18 protein-coding genes and 1 riboswitch are annotated in these 18,884 nt (G+C 63.6%); of the genes, 11 read left to right on the forward strand and 7 right to left on the reverse strand.

The genetic code is table 11. The features are described 5' to 3' along the window. The first annotated feature begins 141 nt into the window (after positions 1-141). Entirely contained in the window at positions 142-702 is a 561-nt protein-coding gene (locus NBW56_RS07210; RefSeq protein ID WP_250258628.1) for a methylated-DNA--[protein]-cysteine S-methyltransferase, read from the forward strand. 46 nt (positions 703-748) lie between these two features. On the opposite strand, the gene NBW56_RS07215 is transcribed toward NBW56_RS07210, so the two are convergent. The 4 genes from NBW56_RS07215 to NBW56_RS07230 are packed head-to-tail and all read right to left on the reverse strand — an operon-like array spanning position 749 to position 4,200. Then, a complete protein-coding gene (locus NBW56_RS07215) occupies positions 749-1,537 on the reverse strand; it encodes an amino acid ABC transporter ATP-binding protein (RefSeq protein WP_250258629.1) in 789 nt (262 codons plus the stop codon). Continuing rightward, positions 1,524-2,210 carry an amino acid ABC transporter permease gene (locus NBW56_RS07220; protein ID WP_250258630.1) on the reverse strand — a complete coding sequence of 229 codons (687 nt, stop codon included), beginning with the start codon at positions 2,208-2,210 and terminating at the stop codon, positions 1,524-1,526. The genes NBW56_RS07215 and NBW56_RS07220 overlap by 14 nt, the downstream gene beginning before the upstream one ends. A 20-nt stretch (positions 2,211-2,230) precedes the next feature. Continuing rightward, positions 2,231-3,034, reverse strand: a complete 804-nt coding sequence (locus NBW56_RS07225) for a transporter substrate-binding domain-containing protein (RefSeq protein ID WP_250258631.1) — start codon at positions 3,032-3,034, stop codon at positions 2,231-2,233. A 26-nt stretch (positions 3,035-3,060) separates the two neighbouring features. Beyond that, complete coding sequence (locus NBW56_RS07230; RefSeq protein ID WP_250258632.1) at positions 3,061-4,200, reverse strand: trans-sulfuration enzyme family protein; 1,140 nt, start codon at positions 4,198-4,200, stop codon at positions 3,061-3,063. A 279-nt stretch (positions 4,201-4,479) separates the two neighbouring features. On the opposite strand from NBW56_RS07230, the gene NBW56_RS07235 reads away from it, so the two are divergent. Beyond that, positions 4,480-5,205, forward strand: coding sequence for an ABC transporter ATP-binding protein (locus tag NBW56_RS07235; RefSeq protein ID WP_065247571.1), 726 nt, complete (start codon positions 4,480-4,482; stop codon positions 5,203-5,205). Then, entirely contained in the window at positions 5,202-7,769 is a 2,568-nt protein-coding gene (locus NBW56_RS07240) for an FtsX-like permease family protein (RefSeq protein WP_250258633.1), read from the forward strand. The genes NBW56_RS07235 and NBW56_RS07240 overlap by 4 nt, the downstream gene beginning before the upstream one ends. Positions 7,770-7,944: 175 nt before the next feature. Here the strand turns inward: NBW56_RS07240 and NBW56_RS07245 are convergent, their stop codons facing one another. Continuing rightward, positions 7,945-9,024: an ADP-ribosylglycohydrolase family protein gene (locus NBW56_RS07245; RefSeq protein WP_250258634.1), complete on the reverse strand. Its 1,080-nt coding sequence runs from the start codon at positions 9,022-9,024 to the stop codon at positions 7,945-7,947. A 193-nt stretch (positions 9,025-9,217) separates the two neighbouring features. Between NBW56_RS07245 and NBW56_RS07250 the strand changes: the two genes are divergently transcribed. Further along, a complete protein-coding gene (locus tag NBW56_RS07250) occupies positions 9,218-10,039 on the forward strand; it encodes a hypothetical protein (RefSeq protein WP_250258635.1) in 822 nt (273 codons plus the stop codon). A gap of 15 nt (positions 10,040-10,054) precedes the next feature. On the opposite strand, the gene NBW56_RS07255 is transcribed toward NBW56_RS07250, so the two are convergent. Then, the gene (locus NBW56_RS07255) at positions 10,055-11,068 is read right to left on the reverse strand and encodes a YeiH family protein (RefSeq protein WP_065247569.1); all 1,014 of its coding nucleotides are present in this window, start codon (positions 11,066-11,068) and stop codon (positions 10,055-10,057) included. 139 nt (positions 11,069-11,207) lie between these two features. On the opposite strand from NBW56_RS07255, the gene NBW56_RS07260 reads away from it, so the two are divergent. The 7 genes from NBW56_RS07260 (at position 11,208) to NBW56_RS07290 (ending at position 17,798) form a co-directional block, all read left to right on the forward strand. Beyond that, the gene (locus NBW56_RS07260) at positions 11,208-13,202 is read left to right on the forward strand and encodes a M13 family metallopeptidase (protein ID WP_250258636.1); all 1,995 of its coding nucleotides are present in this window, start codon (positions 11,208-11,210) and stop codon (positions 13,200-13,202) included. 3 nt (positions 13,203-13,205) lie between these two features. Next, positions 13,206-13,790, forward strand: coding sequence for a hypothetical protein (locus tag NBW56_RS07265; RefSeq protein WP_250258637.1), 585 nt, complete (start codon positions 13,206-13,208; stop codon positions 13,788-13,790). 45 nt (positions 13,791-13,835) lie between these two features. After that, positions 13,836-13,941, forward strand: a riboswitch (TPP riboswitch). Positions 13,942-13,995: 54 nt separating this feature from the next. Then, positions 13,996-14,640: an ECF transporter S component gene (locus NBW56_RS07270; protein ID WP_250258638.1), complete on the forward strand. Its 645-nt coding sequence runs from the start codon at positions 13,996-13,998 to the stop codon at positions 14,638-14,640. Continuing rightward, on the forward strand, positions 14,637-15,245 hold the full coding sequence (locus NBW56_RS07275; RefSeq protein ID WP_081976459.1) for an ECF transporter S component: 609 nt from the start codon (positions 14,637-14,639) through the stop codon (positions 15,243-15,245). Before NBW56_RS07270 ends, NBW56_RS07275 begins: the two co-directional genes overlap by 4 nt. Beyond that, positions 15,242-16,759, forward strand: coding sequence for an ATP-binding cassette domain-containing protein (locus NBW56_RS07280; RefSeq protein WP_250258639.1), 1,518 nt, complete (start codon positions 15,242-15,244; stop codon positions 16,757-16,759). The genes NBW56_RS07275 and NBW56_RS07280 overlap by 4 nt, the downstream gene beginning before the upstream one ends. Continuing rightward, positions 16,708-17,406 (forward strand): energy-coupling factor transporter transmembrane component T family protein, encoded by a 699-nt coding sequence (locus NBW56_RS07285; protein ID WP_250258640.1) that lies wholly within the window; start codon positions 16,708-16,710, stop codon positions 17,404-17,406. Before NBW56_RS07280 ends, NBW56_RS07285 begins: the two co-directional genes overlap by 52 nt. Next, on the forward strand, positions 17,403-17,798 hold the full coding sequence (locus tag NBW56_RS07290; RefSeq protein ID WP_034372631.1) for an ankyrin repeat domain-containing protein: 396 nt from the start codon (positions 17,403-17,405) through the stop codon (positions 17,796-17,798). The genes NBW56_RS07285 and NBW56_RS07290 overlap by 4 nt, the downstream gene beginning before the upstream one ends. On the opposite strand, the gene NBW56_RS07295 is transcribed toward NBW56_RS07290, so the two are convergent. Continuing rightward, complete coding sequence (locus NBW56_RS07295) at positions 17,786-18,796, reverse strand: N-acetylglucosamine kinase (RefSeq protein ID WP_180755177.1); 1,011 nt, start codon at positions 18,794-18,796, stop codon at positions 17,786-17,788. The two genes, NBW56_RS07290 and NBW56_RS07295, sit on opposite strands and share 13 nt — an antisense overlap. Positions 18,797-18,884 lie beyond the last annotated feature (88 nt).

Raw genomic sequence — 18,884 nt, forward strand, 5'->3', positions numbered from 1 at the left:
CCAGATATGACGCACAACACATCTGTGCTCATTGCGCTCCTTCCGGCGCCCCATGAAAACAGTTCAAAGGCACGCGTGCCACAATCACCACAGCGCCCAGGCGCCACGTCCTCCACCCTCGAGCCGAAGAAAGAAGCGGCCATGCCCACACACTGCGCCGACGCCCTCTCACTCGAGTTCGCTGAAGCCCCCTCACCTCTCGGAACTCTTCTTTTCGCGGCAACATCACGCGGGCTCGTGCGCATCGCCTTCGAAAGTGACGACCTCGAGGCCATGAAGGCCCTTACCGAAGCACAGCTACGCAAATCCCGACCGCTCACAGCGCAAGAGAAGCCTCTCGATCCTCGCGACGTGCTGAGCGACGCAAAAAATGAGGTCCTCGACTTCCTCGCCGGCAACCGTCGGACCTTCACGCTCCCCCTTGACCGCACCCTCTCCCAGGGCTTTCGCCGAAGCGTGCACGAAGCGATCGAGCAGATCGGCTTTGGGGAACGGCAAAGCTACGCGTGGGTCGCTGAGCGTGCCGGCAACGCGAAGGCCGTGCGGGCGGTAGGCACAGCGTGCGGCATGAACCCCCTCCCGATCGTGGTGCCGTGCCACAGGGTCGTGAAGTCCGACGGCAGCCTGGGCGGCTATAGCGGAGGGCTTGAGAAGAAGCGCTTCTTGCTCGCGCTCGAAGAGGGCGACGCGCCACGGGCGTGACGCCGCAAAAATGGCAACCGTCGGCCCTCCCTACCGTTTCACACTCCTAGACGGACCCCACGACGCTCACAAAACGCTTGAGGCGCTCATCCTCAGAGTTGAAGAAGCGTTCGGGATCGCCGTTGAAGAGGATCTTTCCTTCCTCGAGAAACACGAGGCGATCGGCAACGCTGCGCGCAAACTGAAGCGAGTGTGTCACGACCACGAGTGTGCGATGCTCCGCCGCAAGTGACGAAAGTACCGCGATCACCTCGGCAGCTAGCTCCGGATCGAGCGCCGAGGTGGGCTCGTCGAAAAGCAGATAGTCGGGACTCAGGGCGAGCGCTCGAGCAATCGCGACTCGCTGTTGCTGACCACCCGAGAGCCGCGACGGATAGGAATTAACCTTCTCCGCTAGGCCCACGCGGGTGAGGGCTTCAATACCCCGCTCGCGCGCCTCGGCCCTCGCCATGCCTCGGGACTTCACGGGCGCGAGCGTCACGTTTTGCAGGGCCGTGAGGTGCGGAAAAAGGTTGAACTGCTGGAACACCATGGTCGAATGGCGCCGGATCTCCCGAATCCTCTGATCCGAAAGTCTCTGGCTCACCTCGATCGGCCCACCGCCAAAATCGAGCGTGCCCTCATCCGGCTTTTCGAGCAGATTGATCGAGCGTAGAAGAGTCGACTTCCCCGAGCCGGAGGGGCCAAGGAGAACGGTAGTCTTACCGGGCTCGATATCGAGGTCAACGTGATCGAGCGCGGTGAGGGCGCCGAACCGTTTCGTGATTGACCGTAGTTTCAGAGGCTCGCGAGTGACGCTCGCGTCAATGTTTTCCGGGATGCTAGTCGCGCTCAACGTACACGCTCGCTTTCTTCTCGAGCCACCTTTGGAGGAGACTCAGCATCGAGACGAGGGCCAGGTAAATCGCCGCCACAAGGATATAGAGGTAGAACGGCTCGAAGGTTGCGGCGGCATGCTGCTGCGCGACCATGAACATGTCGAGGAGGGTAATCGTCGACACGAGACTCGTGCCCTTCACCAGATCAATAAAGTCGTTGCTGAGCGGTGGGAGCGCAATCCGGAACGCTTGCGGCGCGATGACCTTGAAAAAGGTGGTGCGCTGGTCAAGATCCAAAGTCGCCGCCGCCTCGTACTGGCCCCGCGGGATCGAAAGGATCGACGCGCGCACGGCCTCGGAAGCGTACGCACCGCAGTTCAAGGCGAGGGTTCCGACGGCTGCCGTCCACGGATTGAGCAAAAGCCCCGGGAAGACCTTCGGGAGACCGTAAAACACAATGAAGAGCTGCACGAGTAGGGGCGTTCCGCGAAAAACCCACACGTACAGCCACGCAATCGCCTTGAGCGGGCGAAAACGCGAGAGCCTCGCGCTCGCCGCGAGAACGGCGAGCACAAGCGAAATCGCGAAGGCGATGAGCGAAAGCGGGATCGTGACCTTGAGCGTGGCAAGAAGCATGGGCCCAAGGGCGCTCGACCACACGTCAATCGCGCGCGAAAGGTCAAAATTCACGAGGAGGTCTCCGTGACGGGTTACTTCTTGGGCGTGAGGTCAAGACCGAGCCACTCCTCGTCGATCTTCTTGATCGTGCCGTCCTCAAGAAGTGCAGTGATGGCCGTATTGATTTTCTCGGTGAGCTCGCTTCCCTTCTTGAGCGCACCGGCGATGAGGATCTCGGTCTCGAGTTCCTCGTCGAGCACCGTGATGGGGGCATCGGGGTGCTCTTCGAGATACGTGTTGAAGGCGACGACTTCGTTTGCGGTCACGTCAGCGCGGCCCGACGAGACAAGCTCAATCGACTCAGCAAAGCCGGGGGACGCGACAATTTCGGCACCGGCATCGGTCATTACGTCCCCCCAGTTTGAGGTTGTTGTCTGGGCAGCCCGGCGCCCCTTGACGTCAGCGAGGGACGTAATGTCCGAGCCTTCCGGTACGCCGAGCCGCCCCTGGGTGAGGGCGTAGGGGACGGTAAGGTCGAAGGCTTTCTTACGTTCGTCGGTCACCGCGACGTTGTTCATCACGAGGTCGTACTGCCCGGCGTCAAGGCCCGCGAGGAGGCTGTCCCACTTCGCTTCGGAATACTCGACCTTCGTGCCGAGTTTCTCCGCGATTGCTTCGATGATGTCAATCTCAAATCCCACAAGCTTTCCCGATTCATCGTGGAAGTTATAGGGCTTGTAGACGCCTTCGACACCAACCTTGAGCACGTCTCCGGCGCTGCTCGAGCCGCCGCCCCCTTTCTCACCTGTGGAGGAACCGCACGCCGCGAGAGCGAGTGCGGCGGCGGAAATACCGGAGGTGGCAAGGATCGAGCGACGCGAAACGAAACGGGACATGAGGACTCCTTGAAATGAGGGTTGGATTATGAGTTCTTGGCGGCATCAAGCGCCTGATCGAAGTCAGCGAGGAGGTCGTTGATGTTTTCGATCCCCACACTGAAGCGCACGAGAGTATCCGTGATGCCGGCGCGTTCGCGCGCAGCCTGCGTCATGCCGTCGTGGCTCATCGTCGCGGGAATCGACATGAGGGATTCGACTCCGCCAAGGCTCACCGCGAAGGAGGGAATCTCAAGCGCGTGGAGGAACGTCTTGAGGTCGTAACCCTCGGCGAGCTCGAAGGAGAAAACTGCACCGATGCCCGCGGCCTGGCGCTCGTGGATTTCGCGCTCATGCTCACTAAAGGATCCGGCTGAGAGCACGGTCTGGATACCCGGATGCTCGCGGAGGTAGGCGACGAGCTTTTCGGCATTCTCCTGCTGACGTGTGATGCGCAGCGGAAGAGTTTTGATCGCCTGGAGAAGACGGATCGAGGTGAAAGGCTCGAGAACCCCGCCGAAAACCTTCTGACTCAGCCGAATATTCTCGGCGAGCTCGGCATCATTCGTGGTCACGGCACCCGCAAGAAGGTCACTGTGTCCGCCGAGGAACTTCGTCGCGGACTGCACGACGAGGTCGGCACCCATGTCGAGGGGGCGTTGAAGCACCGCGGTCATGAAGGTGTTGTCGATGACGAGGAGAACGCCGTGCGCGTGCGCGAGCTTCGCGAGGCGCTCGATATCGACGACGCGCAGCGTGGGGTTGCCGGGTGATTCGACGAAGATCATGCGCGTGTTCTCGCTCAGGTCTTCGCTCGTAATAGAGCCGAGGTCGTCGAAGAACGTGCCGGTGAGACCTGCGCGCGGGAAGATCTTTTCGACGTAGCGGAAGGTGCCGCCGTAGACATCCGAGGAGAAAAGAACCTCATCGCCAGGACTCAAAAGGCTGAAGACCGAGCTCACCGCCGCCATTCCTGTGGCGAAGGCAAAGCCGTACTTTGCCTCCTCAAGGTTGGCGATCACAGACTCGAGATCGCCGCGCGAGGGGTTCGAGCCGCGCTGGTAGGCGTAGTCGCCATCAATCGTGTCGATATCGAGTTCGAAGGTTGAGGAGAGGTGGACGGGCGGAACAACCGCCCCGAATTCGCTCGTGCGCGGCGCGAGAATGGCGCGGGTATCGATATGCATGTCTCTCCTCAATCGTGTCGTTACACCGTTCTTCGAGGCCATCCGCGCTAACTAACGCTTATGCACCCCATAAGCTCTTCCATAGTAGGGGTTTTCGGCGGAGAAAACCAAAAGGTGTGACGCACTATGACGCTCCAAAAGTCGCAATCCCCCTCAATCTCACGTATGAGATCCCCTCAGAACATCCGCGCCTCGAGACTGTTGCCTCAGCGCATACGCTCGCGAAGAATAAGAGATGTCTGACCGATCACATCACCCCGGACATCCAGAGGAGTACCCATGTCCACAACCGTTCCCCCCTCTCACGTCGCCGTCAGCGCGCGCGGGGTCACCAAAACCTACGGAAGCGGCAGCAACCAGGTGACCGCTCTCAACGCAGTCGGGCTCGACATCCGTGCCGGAGAGTTCACCGCGATCATGGGAGCCTCGGGCTCCGGAAAATCGACTCTTCTCCACTCCCTCGCCGGTCTCGATTCAATCGACTCGGGGACGATCGTGGTTGAGGGCGTCGACATCACTCAGCTCTCGGACTCGCAGCTCACAACCCTCCGCCGCGACCGAATCGGATTCGTCTTCCAGTCGTTCAACCTGTTGCCCATGCTCACGGCTAAGGAGAACATTCTTCTCCCACTTGAACTCGCCGGTCGCAAGGTGGATGAGCAATGGTTCGGGATGCTTGTGCAGCGCTTTGGTCTCGCCGAGCGCCTCGGGCACCGCCCCAGTCAGCTCTCGGGTGGCCAGATCCAGCGCGTCGCGCTGACGCGCGCTCTCGTCACGCGCCCCGCTGTCATTTTTGCCGATGAGCCCACCGGCAACCTCGACTCGGCTTCGACCGAGGCCGTACTGAGCTTCTTGCGTGAGAGCGTCGACGTTCTCGGCCACACCGTCGTCATGGTGACGCACGAAGACGACGCTGCCCACAGGGCAGATCGCATTCTTCGCATGCATGACGGCCGAATCGTCGCCGATGAGTACATCGGCCAGAAAGCGGTGCAGGCACAGTGAGTACTCTGAAACTTCAGCCGCGGCGCAGGCACCTTGCCGCCGCCATCACGATTGCCCTCACGAGCGCCTTCATCGCCATTGCTGTTCTCGCCGTCAGTTTTCTTGGCGACGCCGTGCGCGCACAAATGACCGAGCCGGTCGCCGGTGCGAGCGCGGTTGCGCAACCCACGTACGGTAGCGACACGAACTCGGCGGTTTTCACACCCGAGGCTCTGGGGAAGGTCGAGGGTGCCGACGGCGCTTTTTACATGTCGACCGGGTTGGTGGCCATCGCCCTCGATGAAGGCGAGACAGGCCAAGAAAACCCGCTCAAGTCGAAGGGCACTTTCGTGCCGGTCAACCCCGTGCGGCCAGGCGTGGGGGCAGACTACGTTGAAGGGCGGGAGCCGAGTGCCGAAAACGAGGTGGCCGTTGACTCGACGTACGCGAAAAAGCGCGACCTCAAGGTCGGCAGCACGCTCGCGATCCAGTCCCTCGACACCGGTAAGACTCTCCAGTTCACCGTCTCGGGTATCAATCGCCCCCTGCTCTCACAGGTGCTCAACCCGGGGGGCCGACTCACCTTTTCGAATGCCGGCATCGATGTGATTATTGGCTCCACCGGGAGCGACTCCGAGAATCAATCCTTCTCTATGTACCCCATAGCCGTCGTCGCGAAACCGGGGGTAAGCGAAGAAACGCTGGTCGCTAACCTCAAGAGCGCCGGTTACGATTCGGCAATCACGGTAACGAAGTACCTCGAGGAAACAGAAACGATGACCCTCATCATTATGGGGTTGCTTTCAACGGTCCTCTTGGGATTCATCCTGATTGCGATTGCCACGAGCGCGCTCGTGGTCACCAATTCCTTCGCCGTCACAATGGCCCAGCGCCGACGCTCGTTCGCTCTCGCGCGTGCACTCGGCGCGAAACGCCGACAGGCGATGTGGGCGATCGTTCGTGACGCTCTCCTCGTGGGTGTCGTGGGCGCCCTTGCCGGTGTTCTCCTCGCCTACCTCGCGTGGTGGGGCATCCTGCTCCTCGGGCGTGCAACCTACACCGAAGCACTGCCGGTGATCCCGGGTTTCAACATCCTCGCGGTCCTCGTCCCGCTCGTATCCTCGCTTATCCTCGCCGTTTGCGCATCGGTTTTCCCAGCCCTCGGCGCGATGCGCGTCAAGCCTCTCGAAGCTCTGCGGCCTGCGGAGGTGGCCTCGGGCAAACACGCCTCGCTTATTCGCACGATCTTCTCTGCCGCCGTGGTCACGTTCGGCATCGTGCTGATACTCGGCTCGTTCGCCGTGGCAATTGCACTCAAAGACGACGAATACGCGCCACTTATCTCGATGCTCCTTGCCTTCGTTGGCTCCATCACCGTACTTCTCGGCGTGATCGGGGTTCTCCCCGCATTCATTCCGCCCGTTGCGAAGGCCGGCAACGCGATCGCCTCGGCCCTCGGCCTTACGAGCGCACGCTTTGCGCTCCTCAATGCGGCGCGCCATCCGAAGCGCACGGGTATCACGATGTCGGCTCTGATTATTGGCACAACCCTCATGGCGACGATGGCCGCCGGGGCGGTCACGGCCGAAAAGACCCTCATTCGGGAGGTCACCGACCGCGTCCCGGTCGACTCGATTATTGCGGCGACGGATATGCCCGCCGGTTTCCTCGACAAGGTCAAAGGCACCCCGGGCGTCGGCGAGGCCCGAGAGGTTCCCGCCGCTGATTTGATGATCGGCGGCGCTTCCGAAGAGATGACGACCTTCGCCCCGACCGCGGACGACATCAAAGCCGTTGCAACGTCCGATCAGATCGAACTGCCACAACCGGGAGAAATCATTCTCGGCAAGGACCGCGCGGAAAGGTTCAACGTCAAGGACGGCCAAACCCTTAGTATCTCTGGCGAAGACGGCTCGTCTCACGAGCTCAAGGTCCGCGTCTCGGGGCGGCTCGCGATTTCTCTCATCAACCCAGACACCCTCCACGATCTCGGCGTTCGCGAGGGCAAGGCGGTGTTCGCAAAGTTTGCGGACCCGAACTCCCCCGAACGCGCAAATACCTCCATTTTCGACATTGTCGTGTCAGTCGGGGAACTTTCCGAGCAGTTGCCTCCCGACACCGTCATGATGGTGAAACTCGAGGGCGCCCAGCGCGAGATCATGTCCACGGTGATCCAAACCCTCTTGACGATTACGGTCGTGCTCCTCGCCGTAGCTGTGGTCGTGGCACTCGTGGGCGTTGCCAACACGCTGAGCTTGAGCGTCATCGAACGCTCGAGTGAATACGCGCTCATGCGGGCACTCGGCACATCCAAAGGGGCGATTCGCGCGATGCTCCTGTGGGAAGGCGCGTTCATCGCTTCGCTTGGGTCTTTGATCGGCGCGGTGCTCGGGTGTCTGTTCGGCATCCTCGGTGTGCGCTCGCTCCTCGTAGGGGACTTCGCCTTCTACCCTGCAGTCCCGTGGCTGTATCTCATCGTGATTGTCGTGGCTGGGCTCATCGCCGGCATCCTCGCCTCGATTCTTCCCGGGCTTCGGGCGAGCGCGGCAGCGCCCGCGCAAGCGCTCGCACGGAGGGATGAATAGGAAGAAAATGCCTCGTGCCCGGCTCTTCTCATAGCGGTCGGCACAGGGGTGGGGAGCGGTGCGTGCACGCCGCCCTCCACCCCTCTTCTTTTGCGGGTGAAAAGGTGCAGGGCAATCCGGAAATGGAGGGCGTATTCGGCGGGTTCCTCCGCCCCTCACGGGCGAGCGTGGCGGCTCAGGAAACGTCGGAGCGCTCTAGCACGGTCGTGGCGAGTTGCACGAGATCTTCTCCGGTGATGCCGGGCCAGCCATTGAGCGCCCGCCGCCACACGGGGTCGATCGCCTTGAAACCCACCGTGGCTCCCGCGAGGGAACCGGCGATGGCAGCAACCGTGTCGGTGTCGTTACCGCTGCGCACCGACGCTTCGAGCACGCGCGCGAAGTAGGCGCGCCGCTCAAACTTGTCTTCGGGAACGCCACCCGCGTGCCACAGCGCCGAGACCGCCGCTTGGAAGGCGTGGATCACCCAGCCGTTTCGCGCAAAGTAGGCGGGCGGCGCGCTGTGCGCCTCGGCAATGAGTCCCCTCCAACGCTCGCGCCGTTCGGGTGCAAGTCGTGTGAGACCGATGCTGACATCGAGCTCCCCCGTGAGGATCGCGTGGCGGATCGCGAAGCTCCACAGAACCGCGGCTTCGATTGTGTCGAGATCGACGTGGGTGAGGGTGTTGACGGCAACGACGGCACGCTCGAGTTCATCGTCGCTCGCGTGCAAGTGGGGCAGAACGACCGAGTGTGTCCGCATGAGCCCACCGTTGCCAGCAGTGTGATGCCTCTCCTTGTTGATGACGCGCGCGGCTTCGTGCATGTCGCGGCCCGAGGGCACGCTGTTGCCGTGGGCCTCGGCTGTTTCGAGCGCGGCAAGGAGCACATTCGAGGTGAGGATTCCAATGTCGGGCGTTTCACGCGACCACTGGAACCAGCCGGCGGCGATCGCATCGAGGGCACTTTCGCGTTCGAAAGGTGCCGTGTGTTCGCTGTGGGCGGCGGCGCGCAAGATCACGATCGCCATTGCCGTATCGTCGGTCCACTCCCCCGGCTTCCAGCCGAGCTGACCTCCGCCAGCCATCGCCACATCGTCGGAGTCTGCGATCGGCGGCTCGAATTCGTAAGGAGCGCCGAGCGCGTCGCCCGTGGCAGCTCCAAGAACTGCACCGAGTGCACGTTCACGCTGCTGTTTCTTCAGGGTAGGGGTGTCGCGGAGGTCCTGTTTTCCTGGACCTTCTGGGGCCTCGTGTGAAGGGGCGATGTTCGACATTTCTCGTTCCCCTTTCTTCGCATAGTTTGCCGGTGCGGTGAGTGCACGGCGCGGAGCCCACGCCTCGTCGCGCACACCAATGTGCCAAGTTTAAGCTGGGTTCCTCGCATTTTCCTGTGCCTAATGGGCAAATGCGAGTTGTCTCATTACGCTTGGAGGGCGCATCCGGCACCCGGTTGACCAAGGAGAATGTGTGAGTACAGCGCCCGAACCCGCCCACGTTGTGGATCCCGGCACCGATCGTTGTTCGTGCGGCAGCGATCATGATCACGGTCCTACGGGCAACGACATCGTTCACGCGCTCGGGCGCGGGTTTGCGATCCTCTCGCTCCTCACTCCCCTTCTCGCCCTTGTCCTCTTCGCCGCGTGCCTCGTGGCGACACCGACTTCGGCCGGGGTGCTCTTCCTCGGCATTGGACTCGGACTCGCGCATCTCGCGCTCATGCTCGTGGCCGGCACGGTCGGTGCGAAGAAGGGCCCGGCGATGACCACTTCGCCGTGGTTCCTCGTTGGCCGCGTGGCCATCGAAGAGCTCCTGCGTTTGCTCGTCGCCCTCATCGCCCTCGTGACCCTCAGCTGGCAATGGAGGGGCGCTTTGGGCCTGTGGATCGGCGTGGGGGCGATGCTCGTGTGGGCCATTCTCGCGACCGTGCAGCTTGCCTCGTCGCGTCGGCGCATCGCGCACCCGTCGGATTGGTCGAAGGAGACTGTCCTGAGCGTCCTCGACGGTGGCATTTCGGTGCGCCGAGCGATGACCGTGCGCTTTGTTGATATCGCGGGTCTTTTCCTCTTCCAACTCGGCGCGTGCACGCTTGTGACAGCAGCTCCGATCATGACCGTCGCGACAATCGTTTTGTCAATAGCCTCGGGCCTTTCCACCCTCATCGTGCAAAGTTTGAGCCCTGAGCGGCGTAAGAACTCTCCGTGGGTGTTCGCCCCCTGTGCGATCGGCGTCGTGACGGCCGCCCTCGCCGTCGCCTTTGTGCTTGCGCCCGGGGTCGCCGCGCTTTCCTAAGGCGCCCGACGCTTGCTACGCGCCCATCGTTCCCGAAAGAACCACCATGGCAAGCGCCAGCAGGGCGATCCACACGGTGCTGAGCGCGCCAAGAATGACGGGACGCCCGCCCACGCGCATCAACCCCTTGACCTTCACGCCGAGGCCAAGCGCGAACATCGCCGCAGCAAGCAGCCCGGTTTGCAGCAACTTAAGCCCCGAAAGCGCCCCGGCGGGGATGATGTGGAGTGAACCGATACCGACCATCACGAGGAACCCCACAACGAACAACGGGACGATCGGCGGGCGCTTCGCTCCTTCGCGGAGCGTGCCGCGCGAGCGCTCCGCGAAGGAGAGCGCAACGGCGACCGGTGCGAGGAGAACGACGCGCGTGAGCTTCACGATCACGGCGACCGAAAGCGCCGCAGCCCCGTAGGCCCCGCCCGCGGCGACGACCTGCGCGACCTCGTGAGTGCTCGCGCCGATCCACGTACCGCCTGCCACCTCTCCCATGCCCATGGCGTGGGCAGCGAGCGGCGCGAGCGGAATCATGAGGGTGCCAAAAAGGACAACGAGAGCGATTGCTGTGGCGACCTCTTCCTCGTCGGCATCGGCGATGTCCTCCACACCGGCCACAGCAGCCGCTCCGCAAATCGAGAAACCGCACGCAATCAGAATCGAAAGCGGGCGGCTGATCCCCAGTAGCCGTGCCATCGCGAGAGTTCCCAGAAGCGAGAGCGTCACGACAAGCACCACCCCCAGGATCACGCGCCAGCCGAGCGACAGAATGTCTCCGATCGCGAGTTGCAGGCCCAGTAACACAATTCCCACGCGCAAGAGCTTCTTCGACGCGAACTGGATGCCTGCTCCCCACGACTCAGGAATCTCTGTGACGTTCGTGAGGAGTGCACCGAGCACGATCGCGATGAGCAACGGGCTCACCGCGGGTGCAGCGAGGTTCACGATCACCGCGAGGACTGCGACGAGGAGGCACGGCACGAGTCCGGGCGCGAGGGAGGAGGACGAAACGGGGGAAGAAGGCGTAGGCACGGGCCCATTCTAAAAATCCAGTCCCGCTCTCCCCCGGTTTTCGCGACCGCAATGTGACACACGCACCTTTTGCAAAGCCCGGATCGCTAGGGTGGAGGGAACCGTCGGACAACCGACTCCCCTACCTCTGAGGAGACTCATGACCTCGCCCGATTCCATGACCGGCCTCGATCTCACCCAGATTGATGAGAGTGTTCGCCCCCAGGATGACCTGTTCGGCTTCATCAACGGTGCGTGGCTCGCCTCGGCTGAGATCCCCGCCGATAAGCCGAGCTACTCGGAGTTCATGCGCCTGCGCGACCTCTCGGAGGAGCGTGTTCGGGGCATCATCGAGAACGCCGCCAAAACTGAGGCCTCCACCGAAACGATCGAGGGGAAGATCGGCGCGCTGTATGGGCTGTTCATGGACGAAAAACGCTTGAACGAGGTGGGCACGCGCGACCTCGAGCCGCAGCTCGAGCGGATCCTCGGCCTCGCCGACCGTTCAGCGCTCACGAGCTTCACTGGCGAAGCAACGGCCCCCACCGGCATCATCGCTCTGTACGTGTGGACAGACGCCAACAACCCCGACCGCTACCAGGCTCAGATCGGCCAAGCGGGCCTCGGGCTTCCCGACGAATCGTTCTACCGCGATGAGCAGTACCGGGCAATCCGCGAGGCCTACGTTGACTATCTCGCGACCCTTGCCGACCTTGCGCAACTTCCGGGACGTGCCGGGCTCCCCGAAGGCGATGCGCGCGCACTGGCCGAAACCGTCATGGATCTCGAGACTCGCATCGCAAAAGAGCATGTCGACGTCGTGCGCCGGCGCGACAGCGAGAAGTCGAACAACCCGATGAATGTCGCCGAGCGCGCGAGCGCCTTCCCGAGCTTCGACTGGAGCGCCTACTTCGAGGGCGCCGGCGCGAAGGCCGAGTGGGTCGAGACCATCAACATCAACGAGCCGGAATACACGGCGGCCATTTCGAAGATGTGGGGCAGCGAAAGCCTCGAGAACCTCCGCGCGTGGCTTGCACTCCACGCGATCGACGCGGCTGCGCCCTACCTGAGCGATGAATTCGTGAACGCCCACTTCGCCTTCCACGGCGCCACGCTTTCGGGCACCGCCGAGATCCGCGAGCGTTGGAAGCGCGGCGTGAGCCTCGTGGACTCCGCGCTCGGTGAGGCCGTGGGCAAAAAGTACGTGGCCGAGTATTTCCCGCCGGAGGCGAAGGAACGCATGGAGCAGCTCGTCGAGGCGCTCATCACCGCCTACCGCGAGTCGATCTCCTCGCTTGAGTGGATGACCCCGGCGACCCGCGACAAGGCCCTCGCGAAGCTCGAGAAGTTCACGCCGAAGATCGGCCACCCCGAAATGTGGCGGGATTACTCGAGCCTCACGATCGATCCCGATTCGCTCCTCGCCACCGTCGGAAATATCGCGACCTTCACGCACAACTTCGAGCTGGCAAAGCTCGGCCGAAGCGTCGATCGCGGCGAATGGCACATGACCCCGCAAACCGTGAACGCCTACTACAACCCGGGCGCGAACGAGATCGTGTTCCCCGCGGCAATCCTTCAGCCGCCGTATTTTGGTATCGATGCGGATGATGCCGTGAATTTCGGCGGGATCGGCGCGGTGATCGGTCACGAAATTGGCCATGGCTTCGACGACCAGGGTTCCAAGTATGACGGTGACGGCGCACTCAAGAGCTGGTGGACCGAGGCGGACCGCGAAGAGTTTGAGAAGCGCACGCGCTCACTCATCGCCGACTACGATGCGATGAGCCCGCGCGACCTCTCAGATGAGCATCACGTGAACGGTGCCTTTACGATCGGCGAGAACATTGGCGATCTCGGCGGGCTCACGATCGCGCTCAAGGCGTATCTCAACGAGGTGGGCGCAGCGGCACACGAGGTGGGGCCCGACGGCTACACGGGCATCCAGCGCCTCTTCCTTTCGTGGGGTGCTGTGTGGCGCGGTAAGAACCGCGAGGCTGATGCCATTCGTCGCCTCGCGATCGACCCACACTCGCCCATGGAGTTCCGCGCGAACGGGGTCGTGCGCCATATTGATGCCTTCCACGACGCCTTTGAGGTGAAGGAAGGCGACGGGCTCTTCCTCGCCCCCGAACATCGCGTGAGCATCTGGTGAGCGATGGCGCGCACGAACGAAACTCTCGCGCCCTTTAAAGGCAGGGTGAGGCCAGGGCGGGTCGCCTGGGCTCGCGTTCTCCTCACCCTCGTGATCGGCGCGGCAATCTGCGCATTCGTGCTTCTCACGTTTGGCGATTCCGGGATTGGCACCGCCGTGATCCTCGCGCTCGGTTTCGCGGGGTACGCGGCGTGGGCGTGGCTGCGCACGTCGATCACCTTCCTCGTGGACGACCGCGGTATCACGCCGAGCCTCGGCGGGTTCATTCCTCGCCCTACGTGGCCCCTCGAGAGCTTTCGCACCGTGCAAGTGCGCAGGGTCGCACCGGAACGCGTGGGTTCCCTCGTGGGCAACATCGGTCTTGGGCGCGCAGAGGTCACGGTCTCGACTCTGAGCGACGTGAGTGCGGTCGAACCGTTCAAGCCTCGTACACTCCTCGGCCCCCAGGCCGACACGTCGTTCGCGGTCACGCACGGCGGTGAGCTGGTCGAGATCATCGGTCGCGATGGCAAGGCGTATCTGTTGAGTCCCGAGAAACCTCGCGAAGCCGCGGAGGCGATTGCGGCGGCGATCTCATTCGCGCGCTGAGCGATCACGCGAGCATCGACACAGCCATGTAGGATGTTCGGCGTCATCCACAGACAGGGGAGCACCGACCGGTGCTGAGAGTGCGCAAAGGGCGCTGACCCTCGAACCTGATCCGGGTAGTGCCGGCGTAGGGAGTCGGGATTTCTCGCGTGCCGCGGTGGCAAGGCTGCCGGGGCGTGCCCCTTCCGAGTGGGAAGGAGTGGTGATGACGAACGCACACGCCCCTCGACCGGGCTTTTCGGACCGCATCAAGTACCGCACGATCGACCTCGTGGTGATCGTCATGGTGGGCGTGGCCTTCGGCGTTGCCTTCGCCGGCTACGCCCAGCTTTACAACCTCACCGCGCCTCTCACCTCGGTGTTCCCCCCGCTCGAGGGCCTCCTCACGGGTTTCTGGTGCCTTCCGGCCCTCGTCGCGATGTTGATCGTCCGCCGCCCGGGCGCGGCCTTCGGCGCGGAGATTATCGCGGCGTGCCTCGAGGCGCTGCTCGGGAGCCACTTCGGCGTGGGCGCCGTCATCTCGGGTCTTCTTCAGGGAGCGGGCTTCGAGATTGCGTTCGCACTCTCGGGGTGGGCGAGTACGAGCGCAGCGGTCGTGATTGGCGGCTCGCTTCTGTCGACCCTCTTCGAATGGCTTTACGAGATCACCGCGTACTTCCCCTCGTGGTCTGCGGGCTACAAAGTCATGCTTCTCGTTTTCTTCTGGATCAGCGCCCTCACGCTTCTCGCTGCCCTCGGGCGCGCTATCGTCACGGCACTCGCGAAGGCCGGCGCACTCAATCAGTTTCCGGTGGGCAGGGACTTTGCCGTCTCTCAAGCCCCGCGTGGCGGTTCTAGAATCGATGCATGATGAAGACAACTGCTCCTGATAACTATTCTATTTTTCGCTACCGCACTATTGATCTTCTCGTTGTTGTATCGATGGGCCTGATCGCGGGCGTCGCGTTCTTCGCCTACGCCGCCGGTCTCGGCGCGCTCAAGCCCGTCTTCTCGCTCTTCCCGCCCAGTGAAGGCATCGCCGCGGGTCCGTGGGCTCTGCCGGCGGCGCTCTCGATGCTCATCGTCCGTAAACCCGGCTCGGCACTTGGCACGATGTGGATTGGCGCGATCATCGAGGCACTTCTCGGCTCGCACTTCGGGTGGACGGTGCTGATCTCGGGCGCGATCGTTGCGATCGGCTTCGAGGTCATGGGTGCCGCCACGAAATACGCGAAGCCGTCGTTTAAGTGGGTTCTCGCAGGCGCCTGGATCTCGATGGTTTTGCAGTGGATTTGGGAGCAGTTCGTGTTCTTCCCGAGTTGGGCCATGCCGTTCCGATTCGCCCACCTCGCACTGTTCATCATTTCTGGCGTCATTCTGCTTGCGTTGCCGGCGCCGGCAATCGTGCGCGCGCTTGCGAAGACCGGGGCTCTCGGGAATTTCGCACCCGGGCGTGAGGAGGCCGCACAGCGGTGAGTGAGAGCCCGACGCTTGCCTCCACCCGCCGTGCCGTGGGTGTGGGGATCGACGACTTCACCTATACACCACCGGGGCGTAGGGCCCCGGTTCTCTCTGGCCTTTCCCTCCAGATTGCTGCGGGTGAACGCGTTCTCCTCACGGGCGCGAGCGGCTCGGGAAAATCGACGATTCTCAAGGCCCTGAGCGGCCTCATTCCCGAGGACCCACCGGAAGGGGCCGACCCCTCGGCGCCGCTCCCCGAGGCATCTCCCGTGCCGGGCGTCGCCCTCATGGTGCAAAATCCCGTCCACTCGTTCGTGGGCGCGACGACGGGAATCGATACCGCTTTCGGCCCGGAAAATGCGAGCGTTGATCCTGCACGCATGCCCGCGATGGTGCGCGATGCACACGCCGCGGCCGCGTTTTCTTCTCCGCTCGACGCCAACCCCTACCACCTTTCTGGAGGGCAGCAGCAGCGGCTTTCCCTCGCGGGCCTGATCGCCACGGGTGCCGGGGCGATCGCTCTCGACGAGCCGCTTGCGATGCTCGACGCCAAGACGGCACTCGCGGTACGCGACGCCATTTGCGAAGCAACCGAGGGCCTCACCCTCGTCGTTGCGGATCACCAAGTGGAGCTCTGGCGCGACCACGTCGACCGCGTCATCCGCATAGGTGCGGGCGGTCAGATACTTGAGGACGCTCCCGCGGGGGCATGGCGCGCGGACAACTCTCGTGGCGAAAGTGCGCTCGGCAGCGAGCAAAAATCGCTGCGAGGAGGCAGCGAGAGGGCCGCCCTCATTGACCTCGAGGTTCCCGCGACGCTCGAAGGCCGCACTCTGTTTGCCGGCCCCGTCCACGTCGAGCTTTACAACGGAGAACTCGCCGCGCTCACGGGTCCAAGTGGCATCGGCAAGTCCACCTTGATCCGCTACCTTCTCGAGGAGACCCGCGAACGTGCGGGTAGGCGTAAGCGCGCAGCGAAGAAGGCGCCGTTTCGAGCCGCATGGCTCCCACAAAACCCCGAGCAGAGCTTCGTCGCCCGCACCGTACTCGACGAAGTGAAAGCTGGCGCCGAGGATCCGAACGACGATGAGGCCGCACGGGCATGGCTCGAGGCGACAGGCCTCGCTCACCTCGAATCCGCCGGCCCCTTCACGCTTTCAGGGGGTGAGCAGCGGCGCCTCGCCTTCGCGACGGCACTCGCCTCGGGCCGCGACATTCTCGTGCTCGACGAGCCGACTGTGGGCCTCGACGACGCGGCGTTTGGTGCGGTGGCTGAGCTCATTGCTCGCGCACTCGTCAGCGGCCGCGCAGTCCTTGCGGCCACTCATGACGAGCGGCTCGTGCGCGCGTGCGACCGAGTGATTGCCCTCGAGGCGGCGCCGGGGCGTGACGATCTCCGAGAGAGTATCGAGTGCCAGCAACCGTCGGACCCGTCCCCCGCTCCCCGATCCCGCGCGTCCCCCACCCGCCGCGCGCCGTGGCTGCCGATAAGCTCAATCCACTCACGATCCTCGCGATCGCCGCTTTAGCCTTCGCGGGATCGTTCGGAATGCACACGCTCGCGCCGACGCTCACGGGCACCATTCTCACTCTCATGCTCATCCCTCTCGCCTGGCGCACTCCGGCCCGGCTCATGGCGCGCCTTGCACCAATCGTGCTCGCGGCGCTCACCATCGCGTGGTCGGCCGGAATTCTCTCCGGCAGGCCACTCGGCGAACTGTCGACATGGCAGAGCGCCGGCGTCGAAGGCCTGAGAATCTTCGCCATGGTCGGCCCCGGTGCGATCCTTCTTGAAGGTCTGGACCCGACCCGCTTCGGTCAGGCTCTCGCCCAAAAGTGTCGTGTTCCCGCGCGGTTCGCGGCGGCCATGAGTGCGGGCCTCGCGCGGCTCGGACACGTGTTTTCGCAGTGGGGCGACATCGTCTTCACGCGCCGCATCCGCGGCATCCAGCAGCGCAATTCCTTCGCACTCTACGCCGGTGCAACGTTTGCGCTTCTCGTCTCGACGCTGCGCGGCGCGGAGATCCAAGCGCTCGCGATGGACGCGCGCGGTTTCGCGACGGCGCAACGGCGCACGTGGGTCCATAGTGCGCACTTCACGTGGCACGATGCGTGGGGCGTGGGACTCGGGATCGTCCTTCTGGCCGCGCCCATCATCGCTACGCTTGTGGCATGAGTGAAAACACCGCGCCCCAGTCCGGTACCGACGCCGATGAGGCCGCCGCACTCGCGCGCGCCCTCATGGACGCCGCACGCGAGGGAAACCTCGACGCTCTCCGCCCGGCCATCGAGGCGGGAATTCCCCTCAACATGCAAGATGCAGACGGCAACACAATGCTCATGCTTGCCGCCTACCACGGCCACGCGGCACTCGTGAAGCTGCTTGCAGAGCACGGCGCGGACGTCGACCTTCTCAACGACCGTGGTCAGAGCCCGCTCGCGGGCGCTGTATTCAAAGGCTTCGACGACGCGGTCAAGGTGCTCGTTGAGGCCGGCGCTGATCCAGATGCGGGAGTGCCCAGCGCGCGCGAGAGCGCTCGGTTCTTCTCCCGCACCTACGCCTTCTGAAGGCGAGCTTCCGCGCGCGCTAACGCAAGCGCGCCTTCGAGCGGCGAGGCAGCCTCACGCACGTCGAACCCCTCGCGTTCAAGCGCATAGCGCACAAGATCCCCAATCGGACCGCGAGCGGTGAGGACACTGCCCGCAAGGACGACGCTCACGGGCGAATTGCCGCGAAGAGGATCCGCGAGCGCAAGGGCCCCCTCGAGGAGGCTGTCCACGGCTTGCGCGACGATCTCGCGTGCGACCTCGTCGCTTTCGTCCTCGCCGAAGTGACCGAGCTCGGTCACGATCGGGGCGAAACGCCCGTACTCGGCCGGGGTCAGGTCGTAGGCTTCACGGATGAGCGCTTGGCGCGGGTCGAGCTGAGCCGCGGTGTCACGTGGGTTGAAGCCCAGCGCCGCGCATACACGGTCGGTGAGGGCTGTCGAGCTCCCGCGCGCGTCGAGGTCCGCCGCCGCTGCCTCGAGAGCGCGCTTGCCGAGCCACACCGCCGAGCCGACGTCTCCTAGCAGCCATCCCATGCCATCGCGGCGCACCGACTCCACGCCCCGTACATAGCTCACGCTTGCCGCGCCGGTGCCTGCGAGAACGAGAACGCCGGTGGGTCGTGACGCGGATGCCGGGAAGGCACTCGCGAATGCCGTGCAGAGGTCATCGACGACACGAACGTTGGCGGGATCGACCTGGATGTGGTGAGAGGCCGCTTGCGAGACAACGGCCTCACGCACGAGCGCCTCGATGCGCTCGTGGCGGGCGGGCCCCGCTCCAGATATGCCGAAGACGGCTTTTTCCAGGGTGCTGCCGGTGTCGAGTGGAGCGAAGGCGCGCGCAAGCGTCTGCTCGAAGTGCTCGAGCGCGTCGGGCCCGGAGGACCTCACGTTGAACCCCGCGCCCTCGACGCGGACCGGCGTGAAACTCTCGCGGCTTCGCGCATCGGCTCCCTCGATTGCGAGGCGCGTGTGGGTCGCTCCGACGTCGGCACCCAGAATCACGGAAATCGGCATGTCAGCAGTCCTTTCGGTCTCGCCCAGTATGTCATCCACCCCACAAGTTGTGGTAAGTTTCATCTTGAGGCATACGGATGAAATATTT

The organism is Dermabacter sp. Marseille-Q3180, from assembly GCF_940792985.1.
In the GTDB taxonomy this organism is placed as follows: Bacteria; Actinomycetota; Actinomycetes; order Actinomycetales; family Dermabacteraceae; genus Dermabacter; species Dermabacter vaginalis.

Coding starts and splice junctions, on each gene's coding strand:
- NBW56_RS07270 (WP_250258638.1), top strand. CDS start 13,996: ATGACGAACGCACACGCCCCTCGACCGGGCTTTTCGGACCGCATCAAG.
- NBW56_RS07275 (WP_081976459.1), top strand. CDS start 14,637: ATGATGAAGACAACTGCTCCTGATAACTATTCTATTTTTCGCTACCGC.
- NBW56_RS07210 (WP_250258628.1), top strand. CDS start 142: ATGCCCACACACTGCGCCGACGCCCTCTCACTCGAGTTCGCTGAAGCC.
- NBW56_RS07230 (WP_250258632.1), bottom strand. CDS start 4,200: ATGCATATCGATACCCGCGCCATTCTCGCGCCGCGCACGAGCGAATTC.
- NBW56_RS07225 (WP_250258631.1), bottom strand. CDS start 3,034: ATGTCCCGTTTCGTTTCGCGTCGCTCGATCCTTGCCACCTCCGGTATT.
- NBW56_RS07260 (WP_250258636.1), top strand. CDS start 11,208: ATGACCTCGCCCGATTCCATGACCGGCCTCGATCTCACCCAGATTGAT.
- NBW56_RS07265 (WP_250258637.1), top strand. CDS start 13,206: ATGGCGCGCACGAACGAAACTCTCGCGCCCTTTAAAGGCAGGGTGAGG.
- NBW56_RS07290 (WP_034372631.1), top strand. CDS start 17,403: ATGAGTGAAAACACCGCGCCCCAGTCCGGTACCGACGCCGATGAGGCC.
- NBW56_RS07235 (WP_065247571.1), top strand. CDS start 4,480: ATGTCCACAACCGTTCCCCCCTCTCACGTCGCCGTCAGCGCGCGCGGG.
- NBW56_RS07295 (WP_180755177.1), bottom strand. CDS start 18,796: ATGCCGATTTCCGTGATTCTGGGTGCCGACGTCGGAGCGACCCACACG.
- NBW56_RS07245 (WP_250258634.1), bottom strand. CDS start 9,024: ATGTCGAACATCGCCCCTTCACACGAGGCCCCAGAAGGTCCAGGAAAA.